Source organism: Stenotrophomonas africana, from assembly GCF_013004645.1.
GTDB lineage: Bacteria > Pseudomonadota > Gammaproteobacteria > Xanthomonadales > Xanthomonadaceae > Stenotrophomonas > Stenotrophomonas africana.
Window position 1 is genome coordinate 190,497 of record NZ_JABEME010000007.1, and the last position, 25,375, is coordinate 215,871.

A 25,375-nucleotide genomic window follows, 5' to 3' on the forward strand; every position below is an offset into this window, starting at 1 on the left:
ATCGTGAATGACCCACGGGCCCGCATGGCAGCATGCGGGCCCGTTGCTTTCCGTGATCAGGAACGATGTGCGGCCTGCGCATCATCTGTTCGTCGTCACGTCTGAATAGTGACTGACATCAAGCCTCGCGCCTTGATTCCAATCAAGGCCAAAAACGACAGGTGAGCTAGCCTTTGACGCATGGATTACAGCGTCAACGCGCGATGGATGTCGCGCTCGCCAAGCCCTGATCGGGGCCGGTCGGCTCAGCCATTCACGACACTCTCACCCTGTGCTTGTTACCCAGACCGCTGCGGTCGCCACCTCTCTGGCAGCGCGGCCTTGATGGCGTCGACATCGGTACAGGCAGGGCAGTGTCACGGTCCTGTTGTCTGTCATGCGCAGGCTGGCCGGTGTCGTCGACGCAGTATCCGCATTTCCAGCAACAGCGGAGCGAAGCCGGGGTGGCACATGCGTGCGTCCCGTCAGCGCGAATCAAGTGTTCGTCCAGGGAGGATGCAATGCGCGTGGCGGTACTGAGTCTGGCCTGCTTGACCGCACTGGCGATCACGCCGGCGTATGCACAGACAGTCGACAAGGAGGACGCACAGGCGCTGCGTCATGAGATTGCGGCCATGCGCCAGGCGCTGGAGGGCATGCAGCAGCGGTTGGATCGCCTCGAGCAGCGCGATGGAACTGTTGGGCCCGCCACTGCGCAGGCGCCCACATCGGTGGTCGCGCCCGCCAGCACTACCCATCTGCTGCATCCCACCCAGGTGCCGGGCGTGGCACAACCCGTACTGCCGCAACGCGAATCGGTGGCCGATCCGTCCACCGCCGCATCGCGACCGGACAGTGCGGCTGGTCCGACCGATCCTGACCTGAAGGGCTTCTTCGCCATTCCCGGTACCGACACGGTGATCCGCATCGGCGGCTACGCCAAGCTGGATGCCATTGCCGATTCGCGTGCAGCGGGTGACGAGGATCAGTTCATTCCCTCGTCGATGCCGGTGGGTGGCAGCCATCGCGATGTTTCCAACTTCAACATCCATGCCAAGCAGACCCGCTTCAGCTTCGAGGCGCGGCGCCCGACCACGCACGGCAACCTGCGCTTCTACCTCGAGAACGACTTCTTCGGCAGCAGTGACGGCTACGAATTCCGCCTGCGCCATGCCTATGGCCAGCTGGGCAATACCTACGCCGGCTACGGCTACTCCAGCTTCATGGATGCGGACAGCCTGCCCGACACTTTGGATTTCGCAGGGCCTGGCGGTGCTGGTTACCTGCTGGTGGCGGGCATTCACCACAGCTTTTCGATGGGCAAGGGCAACACCCTGACCGTCGCCGCCGAAGATCCGAAGACCGAACTGGCGGGTGCCAGCGATGAGCGGGCCGCGGTGAACCGGCTTCCTGATGTGACGGTGACCGCGCGCATGGAGCGCGATTGGGGCCACCTGCAGCTGGGTGCGGTGGCACGCAGCCTGGCCTATGACGGCGACGGCGAGCGTGACCGGCGCATGGCCGGCGGCCTGCAGCTCAGTGGTTCGGCATCGGCGGGCGAGCGCGACCTGGTGCTGTTTGGCGTGCTCGGCGGGCGCGGCCTCAGCCGCTATACCGCCGACCTGACCGGCTCCGGGCTGGACGCGGTGGTCGGTGCCGATGGCCGCCTCGACGCGCTCGACCTGCACGGCGGCTTCGTCGGCTACACGCATTACTGGTCCGAGCTGTGGCGTTCGAACCTGATCTTCGGCCAGCTGACCCTGGAGCGGAATGCCGCACTGGCGGCCGAGGCTTTCCGGCAGAGCCGCTACGGCGTGTTCAACCTGATCTGGAGCCCGGCGCCCTCGTGGACGATGGGCATGGAGCTGCTGTACGGCCGCCTGGAACAGCAGGGCGGCGCGCGCGGCGACACGGTCCGGGTGCAGGGGAGCCTGCAATACAACTTCATCAAATAGGCGCCAGCGGTCGTACGCCAGCGTAACCCGTCCCCACGCCCGGCTGCACCGGGCTCATGCCTGTACAGGAGATTGTCATGGCAGAAGCAAAGAAAATCGGGGTGGTCGGAGCCACCTTCCTCGTCGCCGGCAACATGATGGGCTCAGGCGTGTTCCTGTTGCCCTCCAGCCTGGCCAAGATCGGTACCGCCTCGATCTGGGGCTGGCTGATCACCACCGCCGGCGCGCTTTTGCTGGCCTTCGTGTTCGCCAAGCTGGGCAAGCTGGCGCCCAAGGCCGGCGGTCCCTATGCCTACGCGCGTGACTGGTTCGGGCCGTATATGGGCTTCCAGACCAATACCATCTACTGGTTCGCCAACTGGATCGGCAACGTCGCCATCCCGATCGCGGCGGTCGGCTATTTCAGCTACTTCTTCCCGATCCTGTCCGAGCCGCTGGTGCGCTGCATCGCGGTGCTGATCCTGGTGTGGGCGCTGAGCTTCGCCAACATGATCGGCCCGGCCTTCGTCAGCCGCGTGCAGACGGTCACCACCAGCTTTGCGCTGGTGCCGATCCTTGGCATCGCCATCTTTGGCTGGTTCTTCTTCGATGCCGACATCTTCAAGGGTGCCTACAACGTGTCCGGTGAGTCGAACTTCGGCGCGATCTCCAGTGCTGCAGCCCTCACCCTGTGGGCTTTCATTGGTGTCGAGTCGGCTTCGGTGACCGCTGGCGTGGTCGAGAACCCGGAAAAGAACGTGGCCCGCGCCACCCTGGCCGGTGTGTTCCTGGCCGCCGTCGCGTACATCGCCAGTTCCTCGGTGATCATGGGCATGGTGCCGAACTCGGAGCTGCAGGTGTCCGATGCGCCGTTCGCGCTGGCCGCGGCCAAGGCCGTGGGTGGCTGGGGCGGTGCGCTGGTCAGTCTGTGTGCCTTCATCGGTGCTGCCGGTTCGCTGGGCGGCTGGATCCTGCTGACCGCACAGAGTGCCAAGGCGGCCTCCGATGACGGCCTGTTCCCGAGCATCTTCAGCAAGACCAACAAGGACGACGTGCCGGTCAAGGGCGTGCTGATCGTTGCGGTGCTGATGACCCTGGCGGTGCTGGTCACTTCCACGTCGGAAACCGCGTCGGCACAGTTCGACGTGATCACGTCGGCTGCCGTGGTGCTGACCCTGCTGCCTTACATCTACTCGTGCGTGGCCTGCTACTTTGTGGTCGAGCGCTCGCACACCCTGGTCCACACCGGTGCGTTCTGGACCCTGACCAGCCTGACCGTTGTGTACTGCCTGTGGGCGATCTACGGCTCGTCGGGAACCATCGTGCAGTACGCCTTCCTGTTCGTGCTGTTCATCACCGTGTTCTATCCCTTCTTCAGCGAGGAGCGCCGCCAGCAGCGGCAGCGCGCCCGCGAGGCATCGGCGATCAGCGCCGGCGCCCAGCGTTCCTGAGTTCGACAAGGAGAATCAACGTGTACTTCAAGTCCCTGGACTATCCGGTCATTGTCATCGACAACGACTACGAGTCGCCGCGCATCGGCGGCATCCTGATCCGCGCCCTGGTGGAAGAGCTGCGCAGCAACGACCAGCGCGTGCTGTGCGGCCTGAACCTGGACGATGCCCGCGCCGGTGCCCGCACCTACGTGGCGGCCTCGGCGGTGCTGATCTCGATCGATGGCAGCGAAGAGGTGGATGGCGAGTTCCAGCGCCTGACCGCCTTCCTGCGCGAGCAGAGCGCGCGCCGCGCCAACCTGCCGGTGTTCCTGTACGGCGAGCGCCGCACCATCGAAAAGGTGCCGAGCAAGCTGCTCAAGTACATCCACGGCTTCATCTTCCTGTTCGAAGACACCAAGAGCTTCATCTCGCGGCAGGTGATGCGCGCGGCCGAAGACTACATGAAGAATCTGCTGCCGCCGTTCTTCAAGGCGCTGATCCATCATGCGGCCGAGTCGAACTATTCCTGGCATACGCCGGGCCATGCCGGCGGCGTGGCGTTCACCAAGTCACCGGTCGGACGTGCATTCCACCAGTTCTACGGTGAGAACACCCTGCGCAGCGATCTGTCGATCTCGGTGCCGGAGCTGGGTTCGCTGCTTGACCACACCGGCCCGATCAAGGACGCCGAGGAAGAGGCGGCACGCAACTTCGGCGCCGACCATACCTTCTTCGTCACCAACGGCACCTCCACCGCCAACAAGATCGTCTGGCACGGCACGGTGGCCCGCGGCGACGTGGTGTTTGTCGACCGCAACTGCCACAAGTCGCTGCTGCATGCGCTGATCATGACCGGTGCGGTGCCGGTGTACTTCACTCCCAGCCGCAACGCGCACGGCATCATCGGCCCGATCAGCCTGGACCAGTTCACACCGGAGTCGCTGCAGCAGCGCATCGCCGCCAATCCGCTGGCCAGCCAGGCCTACAAGGCCGGTTCCAAGCCGCGCATCGCGGTGGTGACCAATTCGACCTACGACGGCCTGTGCTACAACGCCGAGAAGATTGCTGACGAGATCGGCAGTGCGGTCGACTTCCTGCACTTCGACGAGGCGTGGTACGCCTACGCGGCGTTCCATCCGTTCTACGAGAACCACTACGGCATGGCCAAGGGCAAGCCGCGTGAGCAGGATGCGATCATCTTCACCACGCATTCCACCCACAAGCTGCTGGCGGCGTTCTCGCAGGCGTCGATGATCCACGTGCGCAACTCGGCACAGCGCAACCTGGACGCGGAGCGTTTCAATGAGTCGTTCATGATGCATACCTCGACCAGCCCGCATTACGGGGTGATCGCGGCCTGTGACGTGGCCTCGAAGATGATGGAAGGCGACGCCGGCCGCTCGCTGGTGCAGGAAATGCACGACGAAGCCATCGCCTTCCGCCGCGCGATGCTGCACGTCCGCGATGACCTGGGGCGCGACGACTGGTGGTTCAGCGTATGGCAGCCGACCAGGCTCGAGCGCAGTCTGGACAAGGGCGATACGCCGGCGCCGCTGGTGGCCAAGCGCGAAGAATGGTACCTGCAGCCGGACGCCCACTGGCATGGCTTCGAGAATCTGGTCGACGACTATGTGCTGATCGACCCGATCAAGGTGACCCTGCTGACCCCGGGTCTGGCGATGGACGGCAGCATGGGCAAGCTGGGCATCCCGGCAGCGGTGCTGAGCAAGTTCCTGTGGGGCCGCGGCATCACCGTGGAGAAGACCAACCTGTACTCGGTGCTGTTCCTGTTCTCGATGGGCATCACCAAGGGCAAGTGGAGCACCCTGGTCACCGAACTGATGGCGTTCAAGGAGTTGTACGACCGCAATGCGCCGCTGAGCCAGGCACTGCCGACGCTGGCCGCCGATTATCCGAATGCCTACGCCGGCTGGGGCCTGCGTGACCTGTGCGACGCGCTGCATGCGTTCAACCAGGAATTCGCGGTGGCCAAGGTGATGCGCGAGATGTACGTGGATCTGCCGACGCCGATGATGACCCCGGCCGATGCCTACAACCACCTGGTGAAGGGCGAGATCGAGCGGGTCGACATCGAGCAGATCAGCGGCCGCATCGCCGCGACCATGCTGGTGCCGTACCCGCCGGGCATTCCGACCATCATGCCCGGCGAACGTTTCGGCGACAGCGACGAGCCGATCATCCAGTCGCTGCGTATCGCCCGCGAGCAGAACGCCCGTTTCCCGGGGTTCGAGTCGGACGTGCACGGGCTCATCATCGAGCAGGAGGGTGATGCGGTGTCGTACAAGGTGGAGGTTCTGAAGGCCTGACCGGCGACGGTCGGCTCCTTCGGAGAGCGATGGATACCGCGCGCGAGCAACGCATCCTGAAGTTCTCGATCGGGGTCACCCTGGCGGTGAGCGCGGTCGGCTTCGGCGGTGGCCTGCTGGTGGGATCGCAGGCCATCCTGTTCGACGGCGTGTACAGCCTGGTCGACGTCGCCCTGACCCTGGTGTCGTTGTCGGTGCTGCGGCTGGTGGCGCGGGAACAAAGCCCGCGCTTCCAGTACGGCTACTGGCACCTGGAGCCGATGGTCGAGGCACTCGGTGGGGTGATCCTGTCGCTGGCCTGCGTGTATGCGCTGGCCAACGCGGTGATTGGTTTGACCACGGGCGGGCACGAGGTGAAATTCGGGCCCGCGCTGTGGTGGGCGGCACTGCTGAGTGCCAGCAACCTGGCGATGGCCGCATTCGTCGCACAGCGTGCGCGACACCTGCGTTCCGCTCTGTTGTGGCTGGATGTGCGAGGCTGGCTGCTGGGTGGGTTGATGAGCCTGGCGGTGGTGCTGGCCTTCGTGCTGGCGCTGGTCCTGCACGGTGGTGAGTGGCACCACTGGGTGCCGTACCTGGATTCGATCGTGCTGGCGTTGATCAGCCTGGCGGTACTGCCGGTACCAGCGCGCAGTGCATGGAAGGCCATGCGCGAAGTGCTGCAGGTGGCCCCGGACGATCTGGACCGGCGCGTGCAGCAGGTGATGCAGGCGTTCGTGGCCGAGCGCGGCTATGCCGGTTTCACCAGCCATGTGGCGAAGATGGGGCGGATGCGCTTCATCGAGATCCACGTGCTGGCCGACCCGGCCATGCCGTTGGGTTCAGTGGGCGAAGTCGATGCGATGCGCGACGAGATCGCGGTGCGGCTGGATGCGCGCGGCAGCACGTTCTGGCTGACCATCGATTTCACCGCAGACCCGGCGTGGACGTGAGCGGGGAACGGTAGAGCCGAGCCCATGCTCGGCTGCCATTCGCGCTGAGCAGCCGAGCATGGGCTCGGCTCTACACGTGGGCACGATCGTTGCGCATGGCGGACCGGACTGTTGCAGCGGATCGGTTTGACCTCAACTCTGGTTGAGGTCGCAGACTGCTTCGCATCGCCCACGAGACATGCGGCATGAACCTGCTGACCACCCCGGACCTCAGTCATGGCCTGCTGGAGCTGTTCAATCCTCCCGGCCTCTACGACCCTTCCGCCAACGGGTACTCACACGTGGCCGTGGTGCGGTTGCCGGCGCGGGTGATCCATATCGCCGGGCAGGGCGGTGAAGATGCCCAGGGCCGTCTCTCACCCAGCTTCGAAGAACAGGTCGGGCAGGCACTGGACAACCTGCAGACCGCGCTGCGCTCGGCGCAGGCAAGCCTGGCCGACGTGGTACGGCTGCGTATCCTGGTGGTCGACCACGACGAGGACCGGCTGGGCATCATCGCCCATCAGGTGCGGCGGCGCTGGCCTGACCGCGCGGCGCCCACCTGCACGCTGATCCCGGTGCCGCGGCTGGCGCTGGACGGCATGTTGTTCGAGATCGAGGCGGAGGCCTATGCCGCCTAGCGCAGGTAGTACTCCACTGGCACCACCAGTTCCTGTGGTGCCTTCAGTTCATCCGGAATGCGCGGCAGCGGCTGCGCGCGACGGAAGGTCTGCAGCGCTGCGTCATCCAGCATCGGCTGGCCACTGGACTGCTCCAGCCGCAGCGCCAGCAGGCGGCCGTCGCGGTCGATGCTGGCCCTGACCCAGGCGGTGCCTTGTTGCCGGCGCGAGCGCGCGGCGGCGGGGTAATAGCGATAGCGCTCCAGCCGCGCCATCAGGCGGGCTTCCCACTGGTCGCTGGCGGCGCCGGCCTGGAAGTCTGCCGGTGGTGCGTCTGGAGCGGGCGGCGCGGCCGTGATCGATGCCGGTGCGGGACTGGCATCGGTCGCGGCCGCAGGCGGGGCGACCGGTAGCGGCTTTCGACCCGTCCCGCTTGTTTCGCTGGCGGCCAACTCGTCCTCGTGCGCGGCGGTGGGCTTCGGCGGCGGGGGCGACTTTGTCGGTTGCGACGCACGTGCGTGCTGCGCCTGGCTGGGGGTATCGGCCTGGCGCTCCTCCACGGGCTGCGGGGGCGTGGCCGGTGCCAGCAGGCGCAGGCTGATGCGCACGTCCTGTTCCGGTGGCGGGAGCATGGGCGGCGTCGCGACCCAACGCAACATCAGCAGCAAGGGCAGCAGATGCAGGCCGATGGTGATGGCAATCGCCTGCCAGTGTTGGCCGCGTTCACTCATCGGCCAGCACCCACAGCAGGTCGGCATCAATCGCATCGACGGTTTCACCCGGCGAGGCCAGTGCGATCACCAGCGCAGGCGTACCCGGTGACAGGTACCCCGGTACCCCGGTACCGCGCAGGACGTGCCACCGGCCCGCCACCAGCAGCGCTGGCGCGGGCGCATCGACCAGTACCTGCGCCATGCGTGCGTCGCGGCCCTGCTGCACGGCCAGCATCCCATCCAGCATCGGTGCCGCGTCTGCATGCTGGGCCAGCACCACCGCCGACAGGCGCTGGCGGGCATCGGCCAGCGGGAACTGCACGTCCTCAGTGGAGGCGAGCAGCAGGTTGACCTCGGCACGCGACAGGTTGCCGCCGAACAACGGCGTGCCTGCATCGGCAGCATCCTTGACCAGCCCGCCATACGCGGCCCACGGCCAGCGCGCATCCCAGTCCAGCAGCTCCTGCAGGCGTGCATCTTCGGCCCGGTTGCCCTTTGCCAGCCAGCGCTGCACCCGCTGCAGGCGTGGCTGGCGCTCGCTGGCGATCATTTCCAGCACCAGTGAACCCTGCGGACGCCGCCGCTGCAAGGCCTGCAGCAGCCAGCGCTGGGCGGCATGGTCTCCGGCGAGGTCATGGCGTTCACCCAGCAGCAGCTGCTGGGCGTCCGCCGCACGCGTCACGAATGCGGCTTCGTCCAGGCGCTGGCCGTTGGCCAGGTCGATCACCGTGCCAGGCATCGGCTGCGCGCTGGCCATTGCGGCCAGCGCGAGCAGGCACAGCGGCAGCCAGGGGCGGCTAGAACGCCACGTTGACGCCCATCGAGACGGTACGGCCACGGCCGTTGCCGCGGTCCAGGATCGGGCTGAAGATGCTGTCGATCGAGGCATTGTTGTCATAGGCTTTGTTCTGCAGGTTTTCGATGTTCAGCCACAGCGTGGTGTTGGCCTGGGGCTTGAAGCTGGCGTAGAAGTCCAGCAGCACGCCGGTGCCGCCGGTCTTGCGGGTCTGGAAGAAGTCGTAGCCTTCCTCGGTCGGCCCCGAGTACTCGGCGCGCAGGCCGGCCTGCACACGCTGCTGCCACCAGCGGCCGCCCACGTCCAGCGTCCAGTAGCGGTCGGGCAGGGCGGTGATGTCTTCCAGGTTGACGAATTCGATGGCGGGCGCACTGGTACGCGAGTGGGTCCAGCTCAGCGTGGCGTGGTATCGCTCGCTGGCGTAGTGCGCTTCCAGCTCGATTCCGCGCATGCGCACCACGCCCGGGTGGTTCATCCAGAGCGTGGTGGTGCTGAAGTCCTCCACGTCCAGCGCATCGGTCCAGGCGGTGAGCTGCGGATCGCTGTCGATCGGTACCACCAAAGGCTCCACCTCCGGGGGGTGCACGATCAGCAGGTACTGCGGCTTGATGTAGTCGCGGATGCGGTTGTCGAAGCGGGTGACGCGCAGCTGCGCCAGATCACCGTCGGTCAGCAGCGAGGAGGTGCTGAGGTTGGCGCCGAACTGCAGGTTGCGCGAGCGCTCGCGGCGCAGGAACGGATTGGCGCCAACGCCATCGGCATCGCTCATGCCTTCCAGTGGGATCTTTTCGAAGAACATCTCCTGCACACGCGGTGGGCGGGAGGTGCGCGAGACGTCGGCGAACAGCTGCAGCCAGCCAGTAGCCTGCCACGATACCGCCAGGCTGGGGCTGAGTGCGCGCTGTGTGCGGCGCAGGTCGATGCCGCCGCCGTTGATTTCGGCGCACTGGCCGGGGACATCCGAGCACACCGGAACGTGGCCACGGATGCCGAAACGGTCCTGGCGCAGGCCGGCGGTCAGCGCGTAGATGTCGTACTGCAGTTCCAGCGTGCTGAACACGCTGTCCAGCTGGCTGCGGCCCTGCGGGTTGGCACCGCGCAGGACGGGGGTGTCGGCCACATAGATGTCCGATTGGTGCTTGATGCCGGTGTTCCAGCGCGCCTGCAGTGCCCCGATGTCGAAGCGGCTGGTGTTGTCCACGGTCCAGCTGCTCAGGCTGCTATGGGTGCGGCGGCCGATGTAGCTGGAATCCTCCACCGGCGGATAGAACAGCCGGGTCTTGTTGCTGGCAAAAGTCGCGCGCAGGTCGATCCACGGCGAATAGGGCGTGTAGCGGTAGCTGGCGCGTTGGTTGCGCGCGGAAATCTGCCACGGGTAGTTGTGGTAGAAGTGGTTTTCGTAATGCATGTGGCTCAGGTCCAGCCGATGCTGGTCACTGGGCTGCAGGCGCGCTTTCAACAGCCAGCTGCTGGGTTGCTGGCTGCCCGGGTCGGTGGTGTTCTTCTGCCCACGTGCGGTGGCGTACTCGCTGCTGCGGCTGCTGCTGGCAGCGGCCAGCAGGCCGAACTGGCGATCGCCACCCTCTTCACTGTGGCGCAAGGCACCGGCGAAGGTGCGGCCACTTCCGTAGCCGTTGTTGCCATGGCGGTAGCCCGCGCGCAGGCCCCAGTCGCGCCCCTCACCGAGCAGGTCGTCGATATCCAGCGTGCGGAAATTGGCACTGCCGGCCAGCGTGCCGGCGCCATCGCCGCCGGCAACCGCACCGCGCTGCACGTCCACGCCGGCCAGCAGGAAGGGGTCGACATAGGTGAACGGGCCGCCTGAGCCATGCCCGGCATTGTTACGGAAGGTCTGGGTGACACCATCGATCATGGTGTTGACCCGGCCGGCACCGGTCATGCCGCGGATGTTGACCTGCAGGCCCGGCTGGCTGCGCGAATGGAAGCTGTGGGTGCCGGGCATCGAGCGCAGCAGGCTGTTGCCTTCCTGGCGTTCGGCCATCGCCACGCGCTCACTGCCGACCGAGGGCGCAAAGCCATCGCGGGTGGCCGGTACATATTGGCTGGCGCCGGCACCCGGTGCCTGGCCGTGCGCGGTAGTGCCCTGTACCCGCAGCGGACCGGTGCGGCGGCTGCCATCGGCGCGTTCGGCCGGCGCCGGTTCCAGGGCGGCACGACGCGCATCCACGAAGCGCGGGCGCAGACCGCTGCCCGCCAGCAGGCGCGTCAGGGCCTGCGCATCGTCGAAGTCACCGCGCAGAGCCGGCGCCGAATGACCGGCAGGCAGCGCCGCGCTGATCACCAGATCGACACCGGTCAGCCGGCTGTAGGCGTCCAGCGCGGCGGCCAGTGGCTGGGCGGGCAGATCGTAGCTTCGAGTGGCGGCCTGCGCGTGGGCGCTGTTTGGCAGCAGTGGGATGGTGCTGGCGCAGGCCAGCGACAGGGCGAGGACAAGAGGGCGGGGACACAGCATCGGGGGCTCCAGGGGCTGACGCAGAGCGTCGTCATCCTGGGTAGACGCGGTGGTGGGCCCAATGTCAGGGTGCATCGCGCTGCTCCTCGCGCGGCGGCAACCACACCTGCATGCCCGCGCCGATACGCAGCACACGCACATGCAGCTGCGCGGCGAGCTGGTCGCGGTTGCTGGCGGCACCATCTGCATTGCCCAGTAGGGTGACCGGCCGTTGGCGAAGCCGTGCACCGACGATCCAGGTATGTCCGCCATGCCAACGGTCCAGCCCCTGGGTGACGTCGGCAAGCGGCGCCGAAACCCAATGCAGGCGCCGTTCGCGCCAGGCCAGGGTGCTGTCGTCTGCCGGATGTGCTGCAGCAGTCGCTTGTCCGTTGAAGCGTATCTGCTGCCCCTCACTGGCCTGCACGCTGGCGGTACCGCTTTCTACACGGACGCTGTGCTCGGTGACCGTGACCACGCTGTTGTCGCCCTGCACGGCCAGATCAAACGCGGTTCCCAGCGCAGTGACCGTGCCCTGTGGAGTGTGTACCTGGAATGGCCGGTCGGCATCGGCGGCGACCCTGAACCAGGCTTGCCCCCGCTGCAGCTGCAACTGGCGGCGCTGTGCATCGACGCGCACATGCACTTCGCTGCCCGGTGACAGCAGGACGTGCGAACCGTCTGGCAGGGCTTCGTCACGGATCTCGCCTGCGGCAGTGCGCAGTACCTGCGGGGCAGGTGGCGCGGCGGTGCGGCTGTACAGGCCGAGCGCGCACAGCAGCAGTACCGCAATGCCGGTCTCGCCCAGGCGCCGCCGCTGCCGCCGTTGCTGTTGCCGATGCAGACTGGGCAAGGTGGCACCGGCCTGCCACAGCTGCTGCAGATGCTGGTACTGCGCAACATGGCGCGGATCGGCCTGGCACCACTGGTCGAACGCGTTCTCGTCGCGGACGCCATCGTGTCCATCCAGCCACCAGCGTGCGGCTTCGCGCGCGATCGCGTCCTGGCTCATGCGCCGGGCACCTGCTGCAGGGCGACGAGGGCGCGCAGCAGATGGCCGTGCGCGGTCTGTCGGCTGATGCCGAGCTGGCGCCCGATCTCGGCCAGGGCCATCTGTTCCACACGCGCCAGCAGGAACACCTGGCGCGAGCGCGGTGGCAGCGCGGCGATGATCGCGTCGAGGTGGCGCAGCTGTTCGGCGTCGAGCAGGCGCTGCTCCGGCAGCGGTGCAGGATCGACGACGGAGTGCAGCTGCGCCTCATCCAGCGCTTCCTCACGACGGCGCTGACGTTGTCGGAAGTGGTCCGCGATCAGGTTGTGGGCAACGCGGTACAGATAGGCGCGGCCATTGCTCAGCAGGCCACTGGCGGCGACTTTGACGACACGCAGCCAGGTTTCCTGGACGACGTCATCGGCGTCGCTGCGTTGCGGGAGTTTGCGGCGGACATGGGCGTGCAGCGGCCGGTAATGGGCCGCGCACAGCTGCGCGACATCCGTCGGTTCGACAGGCGTGGACACGGGGCGGGCGACAACTGGGAAAGGGAACAGCCCGCGGCGGCAAGGGCAGCGGCTGCACCTTACAGCAAAAGAGAATCATTTGCATCTTTGATGCGGTGCGCAGTGCGCGGGGGCCACCGCCGCGTCAGCGCGGACGATAGTCGCAGTGGATCTGCAGGGCTTCGGTGGCGTTGTGATGCAGCTCGAAGCCGCACTGCTGCAGGCTGCGCTTCACCTGCGCGACGGCTTCGGAATGACGGGCAACGCGACGATCCTGCCAGCGCAGTGGGGTGAACACACCCAGGGGCAGCAGCCGCAGCCGCTTGCCGTGCAGTATCAGTGAGACATCGACATGACGGCCATCGATGTCGTGGCCGTTGGCACCGAAGATGGCATCGATCTCATCGCGGCGTTGCGGGTAGCAGGTGCGGAATGCTGCGATGCCGAGCCGTCGTACCGCGCGGCGGAAGCCACCGAGACGGCTGTGGCGGGGTTCGAAGCCACGGGTGAGCAGCAGGCGCAGCGCGGCAGGCAGCATCGCCTGCGCGTCGAGCAGGCGTTGCAGTACCTCTTCTTCCAGTTGGATGCGGGTGGAGGGCCAGCGCGGGGCGATGAGCAGTCCGTGGTGGTTGCCGCGTTGCAGGGTCAGCATGCGTGGAGCTTCGCACGCGGGCGAGCAGCCGCGGTAGTGCCGGCCGCTGGCCGGAAGATCCGGGTGCCGGCCAGCGGCCGGCACTACCATCGTCGTGTCAGATGTCGCGGTACTGGATCTGCGAAGCCAGTACGCGCAGGCCATCGGCAGTGCTGGACAGGATGCGCTCTTCGCCGACACCTTTCTGCCGTTTCAGCTGGAAGCCCTGATCGGCAGGCAGCTGTGCGGCGATGGCGTCCATGCGTCGCAGGGCATCGGGGCCGCTGCAGTCGAAGTGGCCCCAATGTGCGCCATCGCGGTGGATCTGCAGTCGGTAATTCATCGCGGTGTCTCCGGTAGATCCTGCAGCCAATGGTCGAACATCGCGGTGGCGGCCGCAGCCAGCGGTGCGCCATAGCGACGTGCCTGCGCGCGCAGGTCGGTGGGATCGATGCCGGCCTGGGTCAGCTCCAGCGTGTGGCCGATCAGCCAGCGCTCGAACTGGCGGGCGTCCAGTTCCGGATGGCATTGCAGGGCCAGTGCGTGGTGGCCGATGGCGAACGCCTGGTGACGGCAGGCCGGCGTGCTGGCCAGGCGGCGTGCACCGGCCGGAAGTTCGAACGCCTCACCATGCCAATGCAGTACCGGAATGCCCTGCAGGCACTGCAGCGGTGAACGCTGGCCTTCATCGGTCAGCAGCAGTGGCGCAAAGCCGATTTCCTTGCCGCCACTAGGAGCAACGCTGGCACCGAGTGCTCGTGCCATCAACTGTGCACCCAGGCAGATGCCGAGAGTCGACCGCTGCTGCCGCAGGCGGCGCTGCAGCAGGGTGATGCTGTCATTGACGAAGGGATAGATCTCTGTGTCATTGACGCTGATGGGGCCGCCCAGCACCACCAGCAGGTCAGCCGCTTCGGCCGGATCGAGTGCGTCTACACCAGCCTGCAGCACCTGCAGCTGCCAGCCCTGCGCCAGCAGCAACGGTTGCAGGGTGCCGAGGTCTTCGAAAGCCACATGTTGCAGGACGACCGCGTGCTTCATGCCGGGCCTCCACTGCTAGGCCAGTAGAGGCTGTCGGGGGTGGCACGTGCACCAAAGATGGCCTGGCCGACGCGGACCACGGTGGCACCTTCCTCGATGGCCACTTCGAAATCACCGGACATGCCCATCGACAACTGCGACAGGTCCAGGCCGGGCGGGGCGGTGCGTTGCAGCTGGTCGCGCAGTTCGCGCAGGCGCACAAAGCAGGCACGCACGCGCTCGACCTCGGGGGTGAAGATGGCCAGGGTCATCAGGCCGCGCACGTGCAGGCGATCAAAGGCCGGCAGCTGCTGCACGAAGGCCTCGACAGCATCGGGTTCCAGACCGTACTTGCTGGGTTCGGCGGACGTGTTGACCTGCACGAACACATCCAGCGTGCGGTCTTCCAGCTGCAGGCGCTGCTGCAGGGCCTCGGCTACGCGCAGGCTGTCCAAGGCCTGGAACTCGCTGGCAAAGCGCGCCACGTAGCGCGCCTTGTTGGTCTGCAGATGGCCGATCACCGACCAGTGCACGCCCAGGTCGGCCATTGTCTCGGCCTTGCGTTGTGCTTCCTGCACCTTGTTCTCGCCGAGTTCGTGGCAGCCAGCGGCCACCGCCATGCGGATGCGGGCGTCGTCGACGGTCTTGCTGACCGGCAGCAGGCGCACGCTGGCCGGATCCCGGCCGACGCGGGCGCAGGCATCGGCGATGCGTTGACGCACCGTGATCAGGTTGGCGGCGATCTGTTCAACGGACTGGGCGACGGGCCAGTCGGCAGCGGCAAGGGGCATGCGGGCACCTCCAATGCAGGGCGGCCAGGGTGGGATACACTGGCACAGGACAAGATATATTTTGGCATAGGACAAAATGAAAATCACCGGGCACAGTGCCGAGTCGATCTTCGACAGCATCCGTGATGGCATTGGCAAGGGCCGCTTGCCGGCTGGCAGCGTGCTGCCGCCGGTGCGTGAACTGGCCGAGCAGCTGGGAGTGAACCGCAACACCGTGGCTGCGGCCTACAAGCGCCTGGATGCGGCGGGCCTGGCCAGCACGGCGGGTCGCCGCGGTACGGTGGTGCGTGGCCTGCCGCCGACGCTGGCGCGCGAGGGCAGTACGCCCGGGCTGGCCCTGCAGGACCTGGCCGGTGGCAACCCGGATCCGCGCCTGCTGCCGAACCTGCGCCTGGCTCCGGCCGCACCACGGCTGTATGGCGTGGGTACGGTCGACCCGAGGTTGCAGGCGCTGGCGCGCGCCTCGCTGGATGCGGACTGCCCTGAGGGCTATGCGCTGGAGCTGACCCATGGGGCGGTCGATGGCATTGAACGCTTGCTGGCGGCGTGGCTGCTGCCGGGGGATCGCATCGCGGTGGAGGATCCGTGCTTCCTCGGCAGCCTCAACGTGCTCAATGCCGTGGGTCATGCGCCGTTGCCAGTGGCGGTGGACGCGCATGGCATGCAGGTCGATTCGCTGCGGCAGGCACTGGAGGCCGGTGCACGCGCGGTGCTGCTGACGCCGCGCGCGCACAACCCGACCGGCGCCAGCCTGGATGCGAAACGGGCGCGGGCGTTGCGCCAGTTGCTGGCGGCGTACCCGCAGGTGGCGGTGCTGATCGATGATCATTACGCGCTGCTCTCGCAGCAGGCCTATCACTCGGTGCTGCCGCTGGATGGCCGGCGCTGGGCGCTGCTGCGCTCGTTGTCCAAACCTCTCGGCCCGGACCTGCGGCTGGCCTGGCTGGCCTGCGATGAAGAAACCGCGATGCGGCTGCGGCTGCGATTGGCGTCCGGCATCGGCTGGGTCAGTCACCTGCTGCAGGACGCGGCAACCTCGGTGCTGGCGTCGTCAACGCAGCGGGCGAAGATCGCCTCGGCAGGTGAGCGTTACCAGCAGCGACTGCGGTCGCTGCAGGAGCTGCTGCGCGCGCGTGGCATGCCGACGCCGCAGCCGATGGAAGGATTGAACCTGTGGCTGCCGTTGCAAACCGACAGCCATCCGCAGGTGCTGGCACTGGCTTCGCGCGGATGGCATGTGCGGGCGGGCGAAGTCTTCGCGGTGACAGCGCCGGGGCATGGCCTGCGCATCACCTGTGCGGCACTGGGGGCAGCGCAGCTGCGGCAGCTGGCGGATGACCTGGCGGCGGTGTGCGGTCTGTAGCGTCGCGCCATGCTCGACTTTGCTTCGCCTTTGTAGAGCCGAGCCATGCTCGGCTGCCGGTCATGTAGAGTCGAGCCATGCTCGACTGCCGTGCGTGTAAAGGCTCTACAAAAGCAGATCAGGGCGCGGCGTTGGCACCGGGGCGCACGTAATAGGACTGACCGCTGTCATCGACGAACATCAGTTCCGGCTTGCCCTGCCAGGAGGTGAGCATGGCGCCGGTGTTGTTCTGGTGCTTGACCATCAGGCTGGCGCCGCGATCCGGGTTGGCCACCACCTTGAACACTTCGGTGGTGCCGGTGGCATCGTACAGAGTCAACAGGGCTTCGCCGCCGCGGTCGCTGGTGCCGTAACCGCCGCGTTCGGAACCATCGGGGCCGAGCAGGATCAGGCCTGACAGGGCGGTGGCACGCGGCCCTTGGGTGCGGCCCTGGCTGAGTGGATCGGGAACCGGTGCGCCGAGGATCACCCGGGGCCGGCCGCTTGCATCGTGGATGACCAGCCCGCGTGCTTCGATGATGCGCTGTGGCGATTGGCTGCGATGCAGGCTCCAGGCGGTCCAGCCGGAAACCAGCAGGGCGAGAGTGGAGACCACCAGCGTGGTCAGCAGCAGTGCGCGGGGCATGGCGTCGTCCTTCCTTGGATGTGCCGACGATAGCGGATGCAAAAGGGGATGGGTAGAGTCGACTGTCAGTCGACTGCTGTTCGATCAGATCACGGAAATTCCCGCGCTGACGCGCGCAAGTCGACTGACAGTCGACTCTACCTCCACCTGGTCGACATCACCCAGTGGCCGTTACGCGGTTATTCCCGGCGTCAGTGGAAATCGCGGCTGTGGCTGCGCAGTCCCTGCAGCAGCTCATCCAGGCAGTGCATGCGCTGCACGATGACATGCTGCACACCATCGACGCGTTCCAGGCGGCCATCGATCTGCATCAGCTGGGTATCGACCAGCACCCGGTGCTGGCGATCGGCCAGGTGCCGCCAGACCACGGCGTTGACCATGCCAGTCTCATCTTCGAGCGTGAGGAAGGTGACGCCGCTGGCGGTCTGCGGGCGCTGGCGCATGCGTACCAGGCCGGCGATACGCACGCGACGGCCATGACCGTGGTCCACCAGCTGTGCGGCATCCAGACAGCCACGGCTGCGCAGCTGCGCACGCAGGAACGAGATCGGGTGGCGGCCAAGGGTGGTGCCGGTGCTGCGGTAATCGGCCTGCATGTCCTCCCATGCGCTGGGCAGCGGCAATGGCACGCGGGCTTCGGCGGTGGCGCGGGCCTGGTCGAACAGCGGCAGCCGGTTCTCCACGCCGGAGATATCCCAGCGTGCACGATGGCGATGGCCACTGAGCCCACGCAGCGCACCTGCATCGGCCAGCAGGCCCTGCTGGCGGCGATCCAGGGCGGTGCGCTGGCACAGGTCGCCCACATCATCGAACGGGCGCCGCGCACGTTCGCGCATGATGGCCTGCACGGCTGCTTCATTGCAGCCTTCGACCAGGCGCAGGCCGAGCCGGATCGCCGCCGGGCCCTTGCTGAAATCCAACGAGCAGTCCCAGCCGCTGTGGCGCACGTCCACCGGCAACACCGTGATGCCATGCCGGCGCGCATCCTGCAGCAGCTGGTCGGGGCTGTAGAAACCCAGTGGCTGGCTGTTGATCAGGCTGGCAGTGAACGCGGCCGGGTGATGGCACTTCAGCCAGCAGCTGGCATAGGTGAGCAGGGCGAAGCTGGCCGCGTGGCTTTCCGGGAAACCGTAATCACCGAACCCCTTGATCTGCTCGAACAGGTGCTCGCCGTATTCCAGGCTGAAGCCGTTTTTCAACATGCCCGTCAGCAGCTTTTCGCGATGCGGTTCCAAGCCGCCACGACGCTTCCAGGCGGCCATCGAGCGGCGCAATGCATCGGCTTCGCCGGGTTCATAACCAGCTGCTTCCACTGCCAGCTGCATCACCTGTTCCTGGAACAGCGGCACGCCCAGCGTGCGTGCGAACACGCGTTCCAGCTGTGGTGGGTAGAGCGGATTGTCCGGGTCGTTCAACGCGTCCGGTCCCTGTTCGCGCAGGATCCGCCGCCGCTCAAGGTAGGGATGGACCATGTCACCCTGGATCGGGCCGGGTCGCACGATCGCCACCTCGATCACCAGGTCATAGAACTCGCGTGGCTGCATGCGTGGCAGCATCGCCATCTGCGCGCGCGACTCGATCTGGAACACGCCGATGGTGTCGGCGGCGCAGATCATGTCGTAGGTCGGGCCGTCTTCATCGGGGATCGCATCCATGCGTCCTTCATGCAGGCCATGCTGTTTCAGCATCGCCAGGCACTTGCGGATGGCGGTGAGCATGCCCAGCGCCAGGCAGTCGACCTTCATCAGGCCGGTGGCATCCAGATCGTCCTTGTCCCACTGGATGACGGTGCGGTCGGCCATCGCCGCGTTTTCTACCGGCACCAGGGTCGATAGCGGATGCTCGGAGATGACGAAACCGCCCGGATGCTGAGACAGGTGGCGTGGGAAGTCGATCAGCTCGGCGGTCAATGCCAGCAGCCGCCGCATCAAGGGTGTGTCCGGATCGAAACCGCGCTCGCGGAGGGTTTCCGGCAGTGGGATGTTGCCGCCCCAATGATCCATTGCCGCGCCCAGTTCGTTGACCTGGTCCATCGGCAGGCCGAGCGCACGGGCCACGTCGCGGATCGCGCTGCGGCCACGGTAGCTGATCGCCACCGCGGTCAGTGCGGCGCGTTCGCGGCCGTAGCGCTTGAACACGTACTGCAGTACTTCTTCGCGGCGCTCGTGCTCGAAATCGATGTCGATATCCGGTGGTTCATCGCGCTCAGCGGAGATGAAGCGCTCGAACAGCAGGTTGCTGCGTGCCGGGTCGATCTCGGTTACGCCCAGCACGAAGCACACCGCGGAGTTGGCCGCCGAGCCGCGGCCCTGGCAGAGGATGTCCTGGCTGCGCGCGAAGCGCACGATGTCCTGCACGGTGAGGAAGTAGGAGGCGTAGTTCTTCTGCCTGATCAACGCCAGTTCGTGCTCGATCTGTTTGCGTTGCGCCGGTTCGATGCCGCCTTTCCAGCGCCACGGGATGCCACGCTCGACCAGCACGCGCAGCCAGCTGTCCGGGTCGTGGCCTTCGGGCACCAGCTCGCGCGGATAGGTGTACTGCAGCTGCTCCAGCGTGAAGTGGCAGCGTTCGGCGATGCGCAGGGTCTCGGCCAGCAGTTCGGCGGGATACAGCTGGGCCAGCGCGGTGCGCGGGCGCAGGTGGCGCTCGCCATTGGGAAACAGGCGCCAGCCGGCTTCGGCCACGCTGCAACGATGGCGGATCGCGGTCAGCGTGTCCTGCAGGGCGCGGCGGCGTCGCACGTGCATGTGCACATCGCCACTGGCGACCAGCGTCAGGCGGTGACGTTCGCCGAAGGCCTGCAGCTGCTGCAGGCGGCGTGCGTCGTCGTGTTCGTGGTGCAGTTCCACCGCCAGCCACAGGCGATCGCCGAAGCCGGCGCGCAGCAGTTCCAGATCGGTGGCCGCCGGTTGCCGGTCCAGCCATAGGCACAGCAGGCCGTCGGGCAGGCCGAGCAGGTCCTCGCGCAGGCAGCGGTACTCGCCCTTGGCCGCGCGCCGCCGGCAGGTGGTGATCAACTGGCAGAGCCCTGCATAGGCGGCCTGGTCGGTGCACAGCAGGGCCAGCTTGGGTCCGTCCTCGACCTGGAATTCGGCGCCGACGATCAGCGCCACGCCATGCGTCTTCGCCGCCTGCCAGGCACGCACGATGCCGGCCAGCGAGCATTCGTCGGTGATCGCCAACGCGCGATAGCCTTGGCCGGCGGCGCGTGCGAACAGTTCTTCGGCGATCGAAGCACCGCGCTGGAAGCTGAAGGCCGACAGGCAGTGCAGTTCGGCGTAGCCGGGCAGTTCGCTGTGCATGGCGGCTCAGCCGAACCAGCCGTGCAGCATCCACGGCGCATGTGGATCGTTGCGGTCACGGAAAGCCCAGCCGCGCTGGCCATGCGCGGTTTCCACCACGTAGTAGTCGCGGCGCGCGTCGGCCTGGTCCCACCAGCCCGATTCGATCCGCTCCGGTCCGGTGACGATGCGCAGCCTCGGATCACGCAGCGGTTGCGGCGCATCCAGCAACCAGCCGGGGCGCAGTGGCCAGTACGACGGGGGCTTGGCCGGTGACTGGGTGCCACTGGCGCGTTCGGGGCGATGGTCGGCCTGCACCGCCAGCGGCTGCACGGCGTCATCACCCAGCCGCGCACGCAGGCGCTCGCGCAGCTGGTTCCAGGGCATCGCCTGCGCCGGCCGGGTATCGAACAGGTCGCGCGCGGCGGGCACGAATGGTGGCAGCTGCTCGGCCTGCAGGCGCAGTGCGCGGCTGCCGGCCGGCAGGGCGAACGCTTCCATGCGGTTGCGTGCGATCTCGAACAGCAGCGCAGGATCGCGTTCGGGGGCCAGCAGGCCGATGGTCAGCACGCTGGCCGGCAGCAGGTCGTGCTCGAAATGCAGGTCGAAGCGCTGCACGCCGCCATCGCGCGAACACAGGAAGGCGGCCAGGTCCAGCAGCAGGCGGCGCAGCGGGAACAGCAGGGCCTGGCTGGATTCGATCTCGTATTCGAATTCGATGCGCGCATCGAAACGGTCCGGTGGCTGGTAGTAGCGCAGCGGCGCGGTGGGCAGGCCGCGCAGTGCATCCAGCTGCTGCAGTACCTCCGGTGCGAAGCGCCGGGCCAGGCTGTCACGCGGCAGCTCGAGCACCGCACCCAGCGTGCGCAGGCCGGAACGGCCGAGCACGGTCACCGCGTCGCTGGGCAGGCCGCAGCGCGGCAAGGGTAGCTGCGCCAGTGCCGCTGGCAGTTGCTGTGCATCGATGCCGAGGCCGTCGTGGACGTTGGCCAGCACGCGCGCGGCCTGTGGGGTCGGTGCGGCCACCAGACGGTGACGGAAGCCGAGTTCGTGCAGTTCGTTGCGCAGCCGCTGCTGGATCGTCAGCCAGTCACCGAACAGGGCGCGGCTGGCGCCGATCTCCAGCACCAGTGCATGCGGAAAATCGAGGCTGACCTGCGAGCTGTAGGCGTAGGCCCAGCTGGCCAGCAGCTGCCGGGTGTGCTGTTCGGCATTGGGATCGTAATCGTGCAGGTGCATGTCCTGCACCAGCACCTGCGCAGCCGACAGCAGCATGCCCGGACGCAGCCCCGCTGCGCGTGCCGACGGGCTGACCGCACGTAGTACGCGACGCTGTGCCGGCCCCTGCAGCAGCACCAGTGGCCGCTGCGGATCCGGCTGCAGGCGCAGCACGCTGTCCAGCGCCAGCTGCGGCAACAACAGGCAGGCCCAGTGCATGGCGCGACCTCAGTGGGCGATGGCCAGCGGCAACGGCTGCGCCGGCGGCAGGCCGCCTCGGCACTTCAGCACCCGCACCTGGCCGTGGTCGAGCTGCAGGCGCAGGCTGGCCGGGGAGGGGTTGCGCGCTGCCTGCGCCTCGCGGAACACGAAGCCCAGGCACTGGCCGCTGTCGGCGGCGACCTGCAGCCGGCGCAGGGCGCGATCGTCGGCCTGGTGCGGCCAGCACAGCACCGCCGCGCAGGCGGCAGAGCGCAGGCATTGTTCGGCGGCCCACAGCGCCTGCTTCGGCGCAGCGTGGATGATCTGCAGCTGGGCCAGATCCAGCCCGGCCGCGGCCCAGGCCGGGGCATGCGGGCGATAGGGGGGGGCGACCAGCACGATCGGGCGGTCGCGCTGGCTCAGCCTGGCCAGCGCTGGCCAGACCAGCGCCAGCTCACCGACGCCGGGCGCCGCCTGCAGTACCTCGCATAGCCCGCTGGTGGGCCAGCCACCGCCGGGCAGTCGTGCGTCCAGTGCCGGGTGGCCGCTGGCCAAGTGGTCGCTGGCCGGCCCCTGGCGGGCCGGGCCGCGCCACAGTTGGCGCCCGTCCAGCAGCCGGTCGAGGGCGACGACCGCACCCATCAGCCGGTCCTCCAGAGGAGGCGCCGGGTGGGCTGGAAGCGGCAGGAACGGGCGGAAACGGCGGGCATGGCGCGAGTATCGACAGGCCGGTATCAGGGGCTGAGACCGGACATGCTACTCGCCTTGTGAGTAGAATTACTAATGAAATCGGAGGGTCCGGTTTCAGGTTGCTGAAAGGGGTAGGGAATGCCGACCAGGGTCGGCACCCACAGGCCCGGTTACGGGCGGACTGGCAGCGCCACCGGACGCAGCGGCGCGGCATCGCCACCGCGGATCTTCAGTGGGCCGCCGATGAAGGCGAACTCGTAGACCTTGTCGCGGGCCAGTTCGTCCAGCGCCACCAGCTCGATGATCGGCGCGCCCTGCTGGGCCAGCAGGTAGGTGTGCAGCGGCACGTAGTCGTCGGACACCTCCGAGGGGAAGGTCTCGAAGCTGAGGTTGTCGGCACCGACGATCATCGCGCCGCTGTCCTCGACCAGGAAGCGTGCCGCGTCCAGACCCATGCCCGGCGGGTTGGCCATGTAGGCCTTGGGCTGTTCGAACAGGCGCATGCGGCCGGTGCGGATCAGCACCACGTCGCCCTGCTGCAGTTTCACCTTCTGGCGTGCCAGCGCATCCTTCAGGTCCTGGCGGGTGACGCGGTAGCTGTCCGGCAGCATGTCCACGCCCTTGGCGGCGGCCACGTCGATCAGCACGCCACGCGCGATCAGCGGCGGGAACTTCTCGATGCCGGTGACATTCCAGCCACGGTCGCCAAGATGCTTGTCGGCCTCGAAGCCGTTCCAGATCTTTCCGTGGATGCCGAAGTGGTTCAGCGCATCGATGTGGGTGCCGGTATGGCTGTACATCGAGAACGCGGTGCCGGTGTAGCTGCGGGTGAGGTTCATGGTTTCACCCACGCCCATCGGATCATCCATCACCGTGCCGCGCGGGGTGTGGGTCATCCAGAACTGGTAGTGCGGGTCGCCGGCATCCTGCCAGCTGGGCATGCCGACGTAGTAGTCGGTGGCCAGGTCATAGGCCTTGCCGCCGCTGACCCGCGACAGGATCGCCGCACGCGAGGCCTCGGTGATCAGGTTGAGGCGGCCGATCTCGTCCTTCGGCCCCCAGGGGCTGGTGCCGACCTGCTGGCCGGAGGGAACGCGCTCGTGCGCGGACACGGTGGTGGAAGCGGTGGTGCCGGCCAGCAGCAGGGCCAGCGCGGTGGCCAGGGTACGTGGGGTCATGGGGAATCTCCTTGCAGGGTGGGGGGCGGTGCGGCTCAGGCCGCGACCAGGTGCGCCAGGGCCTGGCGCAGGTGTGGCAGCGGCAGGGTCTGCAGGCGCAGGCCGTTGCCGCCGATCACGGTGGGTATGGAACGGATGCCGAGGGCAGCGGCTTCGGCACGATCGGCCTGCACGCGCTGGCGTACTGCGTCGCTGCGCATGTGGTCAGCGAAGGCGCCACGTGGATGACCCAGCGATTCGGCGATATCCAGCAGGACTTCGGCATCGCCGATGTTGCGGTGCTGGTGCAGGTGCGCCCACTGCACGGCATCGAACATCGCGCCATGGGCGTCGTTGCCACCGAGCATGCCGGCGGCCTGGCAGGCCAGTGCGCCGAGCCAGCCGGACGGATACTCGAAGTCCTGTGCGCGCATGCCTTCGATATCGATGCGCGCGGTGTCTTCATGCGCGGCGCAGTCGGTCCAGTGGCGCAGGATGATCGCCTTGGCGCGCTCCATCGAGCCGAACACCTCGACCATCTGCGCGCGCGAGTCCTGCAGCACGAAGCTGCGGTGGCGCACCTGGATGCCGAGTTCGGCCGAGACCTGCTGCAGGCGCGGGGCCAGAACGAAGCACCAGCCACAGACCACGTCGTGGAAGAAATCGACCACCGGCGCGGCGGTGGCGGGGGAAGGAACGGAAGACATCTGCCTGCCATTGGTGAGAGGGGAGGCGGCAGATTAGGCAGCGCGGCGTGGCCGAAACAGCACGCCGGGGGCAGCTCAGTTTTCGCTGGCGGTTACGAATCCAGGCCGGCGCAGCCGGGCAGCTCGGCGTGCAGGAAATCGATGAAGGCGCGTACCTTGGGCTGCAGGTGGCGCGACGTGGGATAGACCGCATGCACGAAGCGCGGCGGATAGCGGTGGTCGGGCAGCACCTGCTGCAGTTCGCCACGGGCCAGCGCCGGTGCCGCCAGGAACGAGGGCAGGGCACCGATGCCCATGCCGGCCACCAGCAGGTCGCGCAGCAGCAGGCTGTTGTTGACGGTGACACGCGCCGGCAGGGTGATCGTTACCTGGCCATCGGGGCCGAGCAGCGGCCAGCTGCCGGGCGAGTCGGACAGGCTGTAGGCCAGCACGCTGTGCGCCTGCAGATCGTTCACCGCCTGCGGTGCCGGATGCTGCCGCAGGTAGGACGGGGCCGCGCACAGCACCTGCTGCAGCGAGGCCAGCCGGCGTGCCACCAGGCGTGAATCATCCAGCTCGGCACGCAGCCGCAGCGACACATCGAAACCTTCGCCGACCGCGTCGAGCAGGCGGTCTTCCATCACCAGGTCCAGTGACAGCTGCGGATGCTGCTGCAGGAAGCGTGGCAGCAACGGCGACAACGTACTCAGCGCGAACGACTGCGGCGCGTTCACGCGCAGGCGCCCGGCCACGTCGCCGCGCTGTTCGGCGATGCCGCGTTCCAGCGCCTCCAGTTCGTCGAGCAGGCGGCAGCATTCGCGGTAATAGGCGTGGCCGGTTTCGGTCAGGCTCATGCGCCGCGTGGTCCGCTGCAGCAGTACCACGCCCAGATGCGCTTCCAGCGTGCGCAACTGCTTGCTCAGGCCGGCCGGCGACATGCCGAGGTCTTCGGCGGCACGGGCCAGCCCACCGCGTTCGACGATGCGGCGGAAGGCACGCATCAGGTTGAAGGAATCCATGCCGGCCCCGGGCGCGATGAGGGCGCCATTG

The 25,375-nt window shown here is 67.4% G+C and carries 22 protein-coding genes; 6 read left to right on the forward strand and 16 right to left on the reverse strand.

Annotation, left to right across the window (positions count from 1 at the left end; translation table 11 throughout):
- The first annotated feature begins 500 nt into the window (after positions 1-500).
- From HLA98_RS14040 to HLA98_RS14060, 5 genes are all read left to right on the forward strand, one after another.
- Positions 501-1,934 carry a DcaP family trimeric outer membrane transporter gene (locus HLA98_RS14040; RefSeq protein ID WP_057501439.1) on the forward strand — a complete coding sequence of 478 codons (1,434 nt, stop codon included), beginning with the start codon at positions 501-503 and terminating at the stop codon, positions 1,932-1,934.
- A 77-nt stretch (positions 1,935-2,011) separates the two neighbouring features.
- The gene (adiC, locus tag HLA98_RS14045) at positions 2,012-3,364 is read left to right on the forward strand and encodes an arginine/agmatine antiporter (RefSeq protein ID WP_049449277.1); all 1,353 of its coding nucleotides are present in this window, start codon (positions 2,012-2,014) and stop codon (positions 3,362-3,364) included.
- A 20-nt stretch (positions 3,365-3,384) separates the two neighbouring features.
- Positions 3,385-5,673: an Orn/Lys/Arg family decarboxylase gene (locus tag HLA98_RS14050; protein ID WP_057501438.1), complete on the forward strand. Its 2,289-nt coding sequence runs from the start codon at positions 3,385-3,387 to the stop codon at positions 5,671-5,673.
- Between the two features lie 29 nt (positions 5,674-5,702).
- Positions 5,703-6,605 carry a cation diffusion facilitator family transporter gene (locus tag HLA98_RS14055; RefSeq protein WP_057501437.1) on the forward strand — a complete coding sequence of 301 codons (903 nt, stop codon included), beginning with the start codon at positions 5,703-5,705 and terminating at the stop codon, positions 6,603-6,605.
- Positions 6,606-6,790: 185 nt separating this feature from the next.
- The gene (locus HLA98_RS14060) at positions 6,791-7,225 is read left to right on the forward strand and encodes a RidA family protein (protein WP_049449270.1); all 435 of its coding nucleotides are present in this window, start codon (positions 6,791-6,793) and stop codon (positions 7,223-7,225) included.
- Here the strand turns inward: HLA98_RS14060 and HLA98_RS14065 are convergent.
- The 9 genes from HLA98_RS14065 to HLA98_RS14105 all read right to left on the reverse strand — a co-directional run bounded on the left by HLA98_RS14065 (position 7,222) and on the right by HLA98_RS14105 (position 15,104).
- Positions 7,222-7,935 (reverse strand): energy transducer TonB family protein, encoded by a 714-nt coding sequence (locus HLA98_RS14065; protein WP_057501436.1) that lies wholly within the window; start codon positions 7,933-7,935, stop codon positions 7,222-7,224. The two genes, HLA98_RS14060 and HLA98_RS14065, sit on opposite strands and share 4 nt — an antisense overlap.
- Complete coding sequence (locus HLA98_RS14070; protein ID WP_057501435.1) at positions 7,928-8,674, reverse strand: ChaN family lipoprotein; 747 nt, start codon at positions 8,672-8,674, stop codon at positions 7,928-7,930. The genes HLA98_RS14065 and HLA98_RS14070 overlap by 8 nt, the downstream gene beginning before the upstream one ends.
- 40 nt (positions 8,675-8,714) lie before the next feature.
- Positions 8,715-11,186, reverse strand: coding sequence for a TonB-dependent receptor (locus HLA98_RS14075; protein ID WP_057501434.1), 2,472 nt, complete (start codon positions 11,184-11,186; stop codon positions 8,715-8,717).
- Positions 11,187-11,250: 64 nt separating this feature from the next.
- Positions 11,251-12,177 (reverse strand): FecR family protein, encoded by a 927-nt coding sequence (locus HLA98_RS14080; protein WP_057501433.1) that lies wholly within the window; start codon positions 12,175-12,177, stop codon positions 11,251-11,253.
- On the reverse strand, positions 12,174-12,683 hold the full coding sequence (locus HLA98_RS14085; RefSeq protein WP_057501432.1) for an RNA polymerase sigma factor: 510 nt from the start codon (positions 12,681-12,683) through the stop codon (positions 12,174-12,176). The genes HLA98_RS14080 and HLA98_RS14085 overlap by 4 nt, the downstream gene beginning before the upstream one ends.
- 124 nt (positions 12,684-12,807) lie before the next feature.
- Positions 12,808-13,314: a hypothetical protein gene (locus tag HLA98_RS14090; RefSeq protein ID WP_057501431.1), complete on the reverse strand. Its 507-nt coding sequence runs from the start codon at positions 13,312-13,314 to the stop codon at positions 12,808-12,810.
- A gap of 97 nt (positions 13,315-13,411) precedes the next feature.
- Positions 13,412-13,636: a hypothetical protein gene (locus tag HLA98_RS14095; RefSeq protein ID WP_049449260.1), complete on the reverse strand. Its 225-nt coding sequence runs from the start codon at positions 13,634-13,636 to the stop codon at positions 13,412-13,414.
- Positions 13,633-14,334 carry a glutamine amidotransferase gene (locus tag HLA98_RS14100; protein ID WP_049449258.1) on the reverse strand — a complete coding sequence of 234 codons (702 nt, stop codon included), beginning with the start codon at positions 14,332-14,334 and terminating at the stop codon, positions 13,633-13,635. Before HLA98_RS14100 ends, HLA98_RS14095 begins: the two co-directional genes overlap by 4 nt.
- Positions 14,331-15,104 carry a YggS family pyridoxal phosphate-dependent enzyme gene (locus HLA98_RS14105; RefSeq protein ID WP_057501430.1) on the reverse strand — a complete coding sequence of 258 codons (774 nt, stop codon included), beginning with the start codon at positions 15,102-15,104 and terminating at the stop codon, positions 14,331-14,333. Before HLA98_RS14105 ends, HLA98_RS14100 begins: the two co-directional genes overlap by 4 nt.
- A gap of 76 nt (positions 15,105-15,180) precedes the next feature.
- On the opposite strand from HLA98_RS14105, the gene ptsJ reads away from it, so the two are divergent.
- Positions 15,181-16,467, forward strand: a complete 1,287-nt coding sequence (gene ptsJ / locus HLA98_RS14110; protein ID WP_057501429.1) for a MocR-like B6 salvage transcription factor PtsJ — start codon at positions 15,181-15,183, stop codon at positions 16,465-16,467.
- 118 nt (positions 16,468-16,585) lie between these two features.
- Here the strand turns inward: ptsJ and HLA98_RS14115 are convergent, their stop codons facing one another.
- From HLA98_RS14115 to HLA98_RS14145, 7 genes are all read right to left on the reverse strand, one after another.
- On the reverse strand, positions 16,586-17,092 hold the full coding sequence (locus HLA98_RS14115; protein WP_057501428.1) for a hypothetical protein: 507 nt from the start codon (positions 17,090-17,092) through the stop codon (positions 16,586-16,588).
- Positions 17,093-17,283: 191 nt separating this feature from the next.
- Positions 17,284-20,394, reverse strand: a complete 3,111-nt coding sequence (locus HLA98_RS14120) for an error-prone DNA polymerase (RefSeq protein ID WP_049449251.1) — start codon at positions 20,392-20,394, stop codon at positions 17,284-17,286.
- Between the two features lie 6 nt (positions 20,395-20,400).
- Entirely contained in the window at positions 20,401-21,810 is a 1,410-nt protein-coding gene (locus tag HLA98_RS14125) for a Y-family DNA polymerase (RefSeq protein WP_057501427.1), read from the reverse strand.
- A 9-nt stretch (positions 21,811-21,819) separates the two neighbouring features.
- Complete coding sequence (gene imuA / locus HLA98_RS14130) at positions 21,820-22,434, reverse strand: translesion DNA synthesis-associated protein ImuA (RefSeq protein WP_057501426.1); 615 nt, start codon at positions 22,432-22,434, stop codon at positions 21,820-21,822.
- 218 nt (positions 22,435-22,652) lie between these two features.
- Complete coding sequence (locus HLA98_RS14135; protein ID WP_057501425.1) at positions 22,653-23,660, reverse strand: cyclase family protein; 1,008 nt, start codon at positions 23,658-23,660, stop codon at positions 22,653-22,655.
- Between the two features lie 35 nt (positions 23,661-23,695).
- Entirely contained in the window at positions 23,696-24,346 is a 651-nt protein-coding gene (locus tag HLA98_RS14140; protein ID WP_054171976.1) for a DsbA family oxidoreductase, read from the reverse strand.
- Positions 24,347-24,438: 92 nt separating this feature from the next.
- Positions 24,439-25,344, reverse strand: a complete 906-nt coding sequence (locus tag HLA98_RS14145; RefSeq protein ID WP_057501454.1) for a LysR family transcriptional regulator — start codon at positions 25,342-25,344, stop codon at positions 24,439-24,441.
- Between the last annotated feature and the right edge of the window lie 31 nt (positions 25,345-25,375).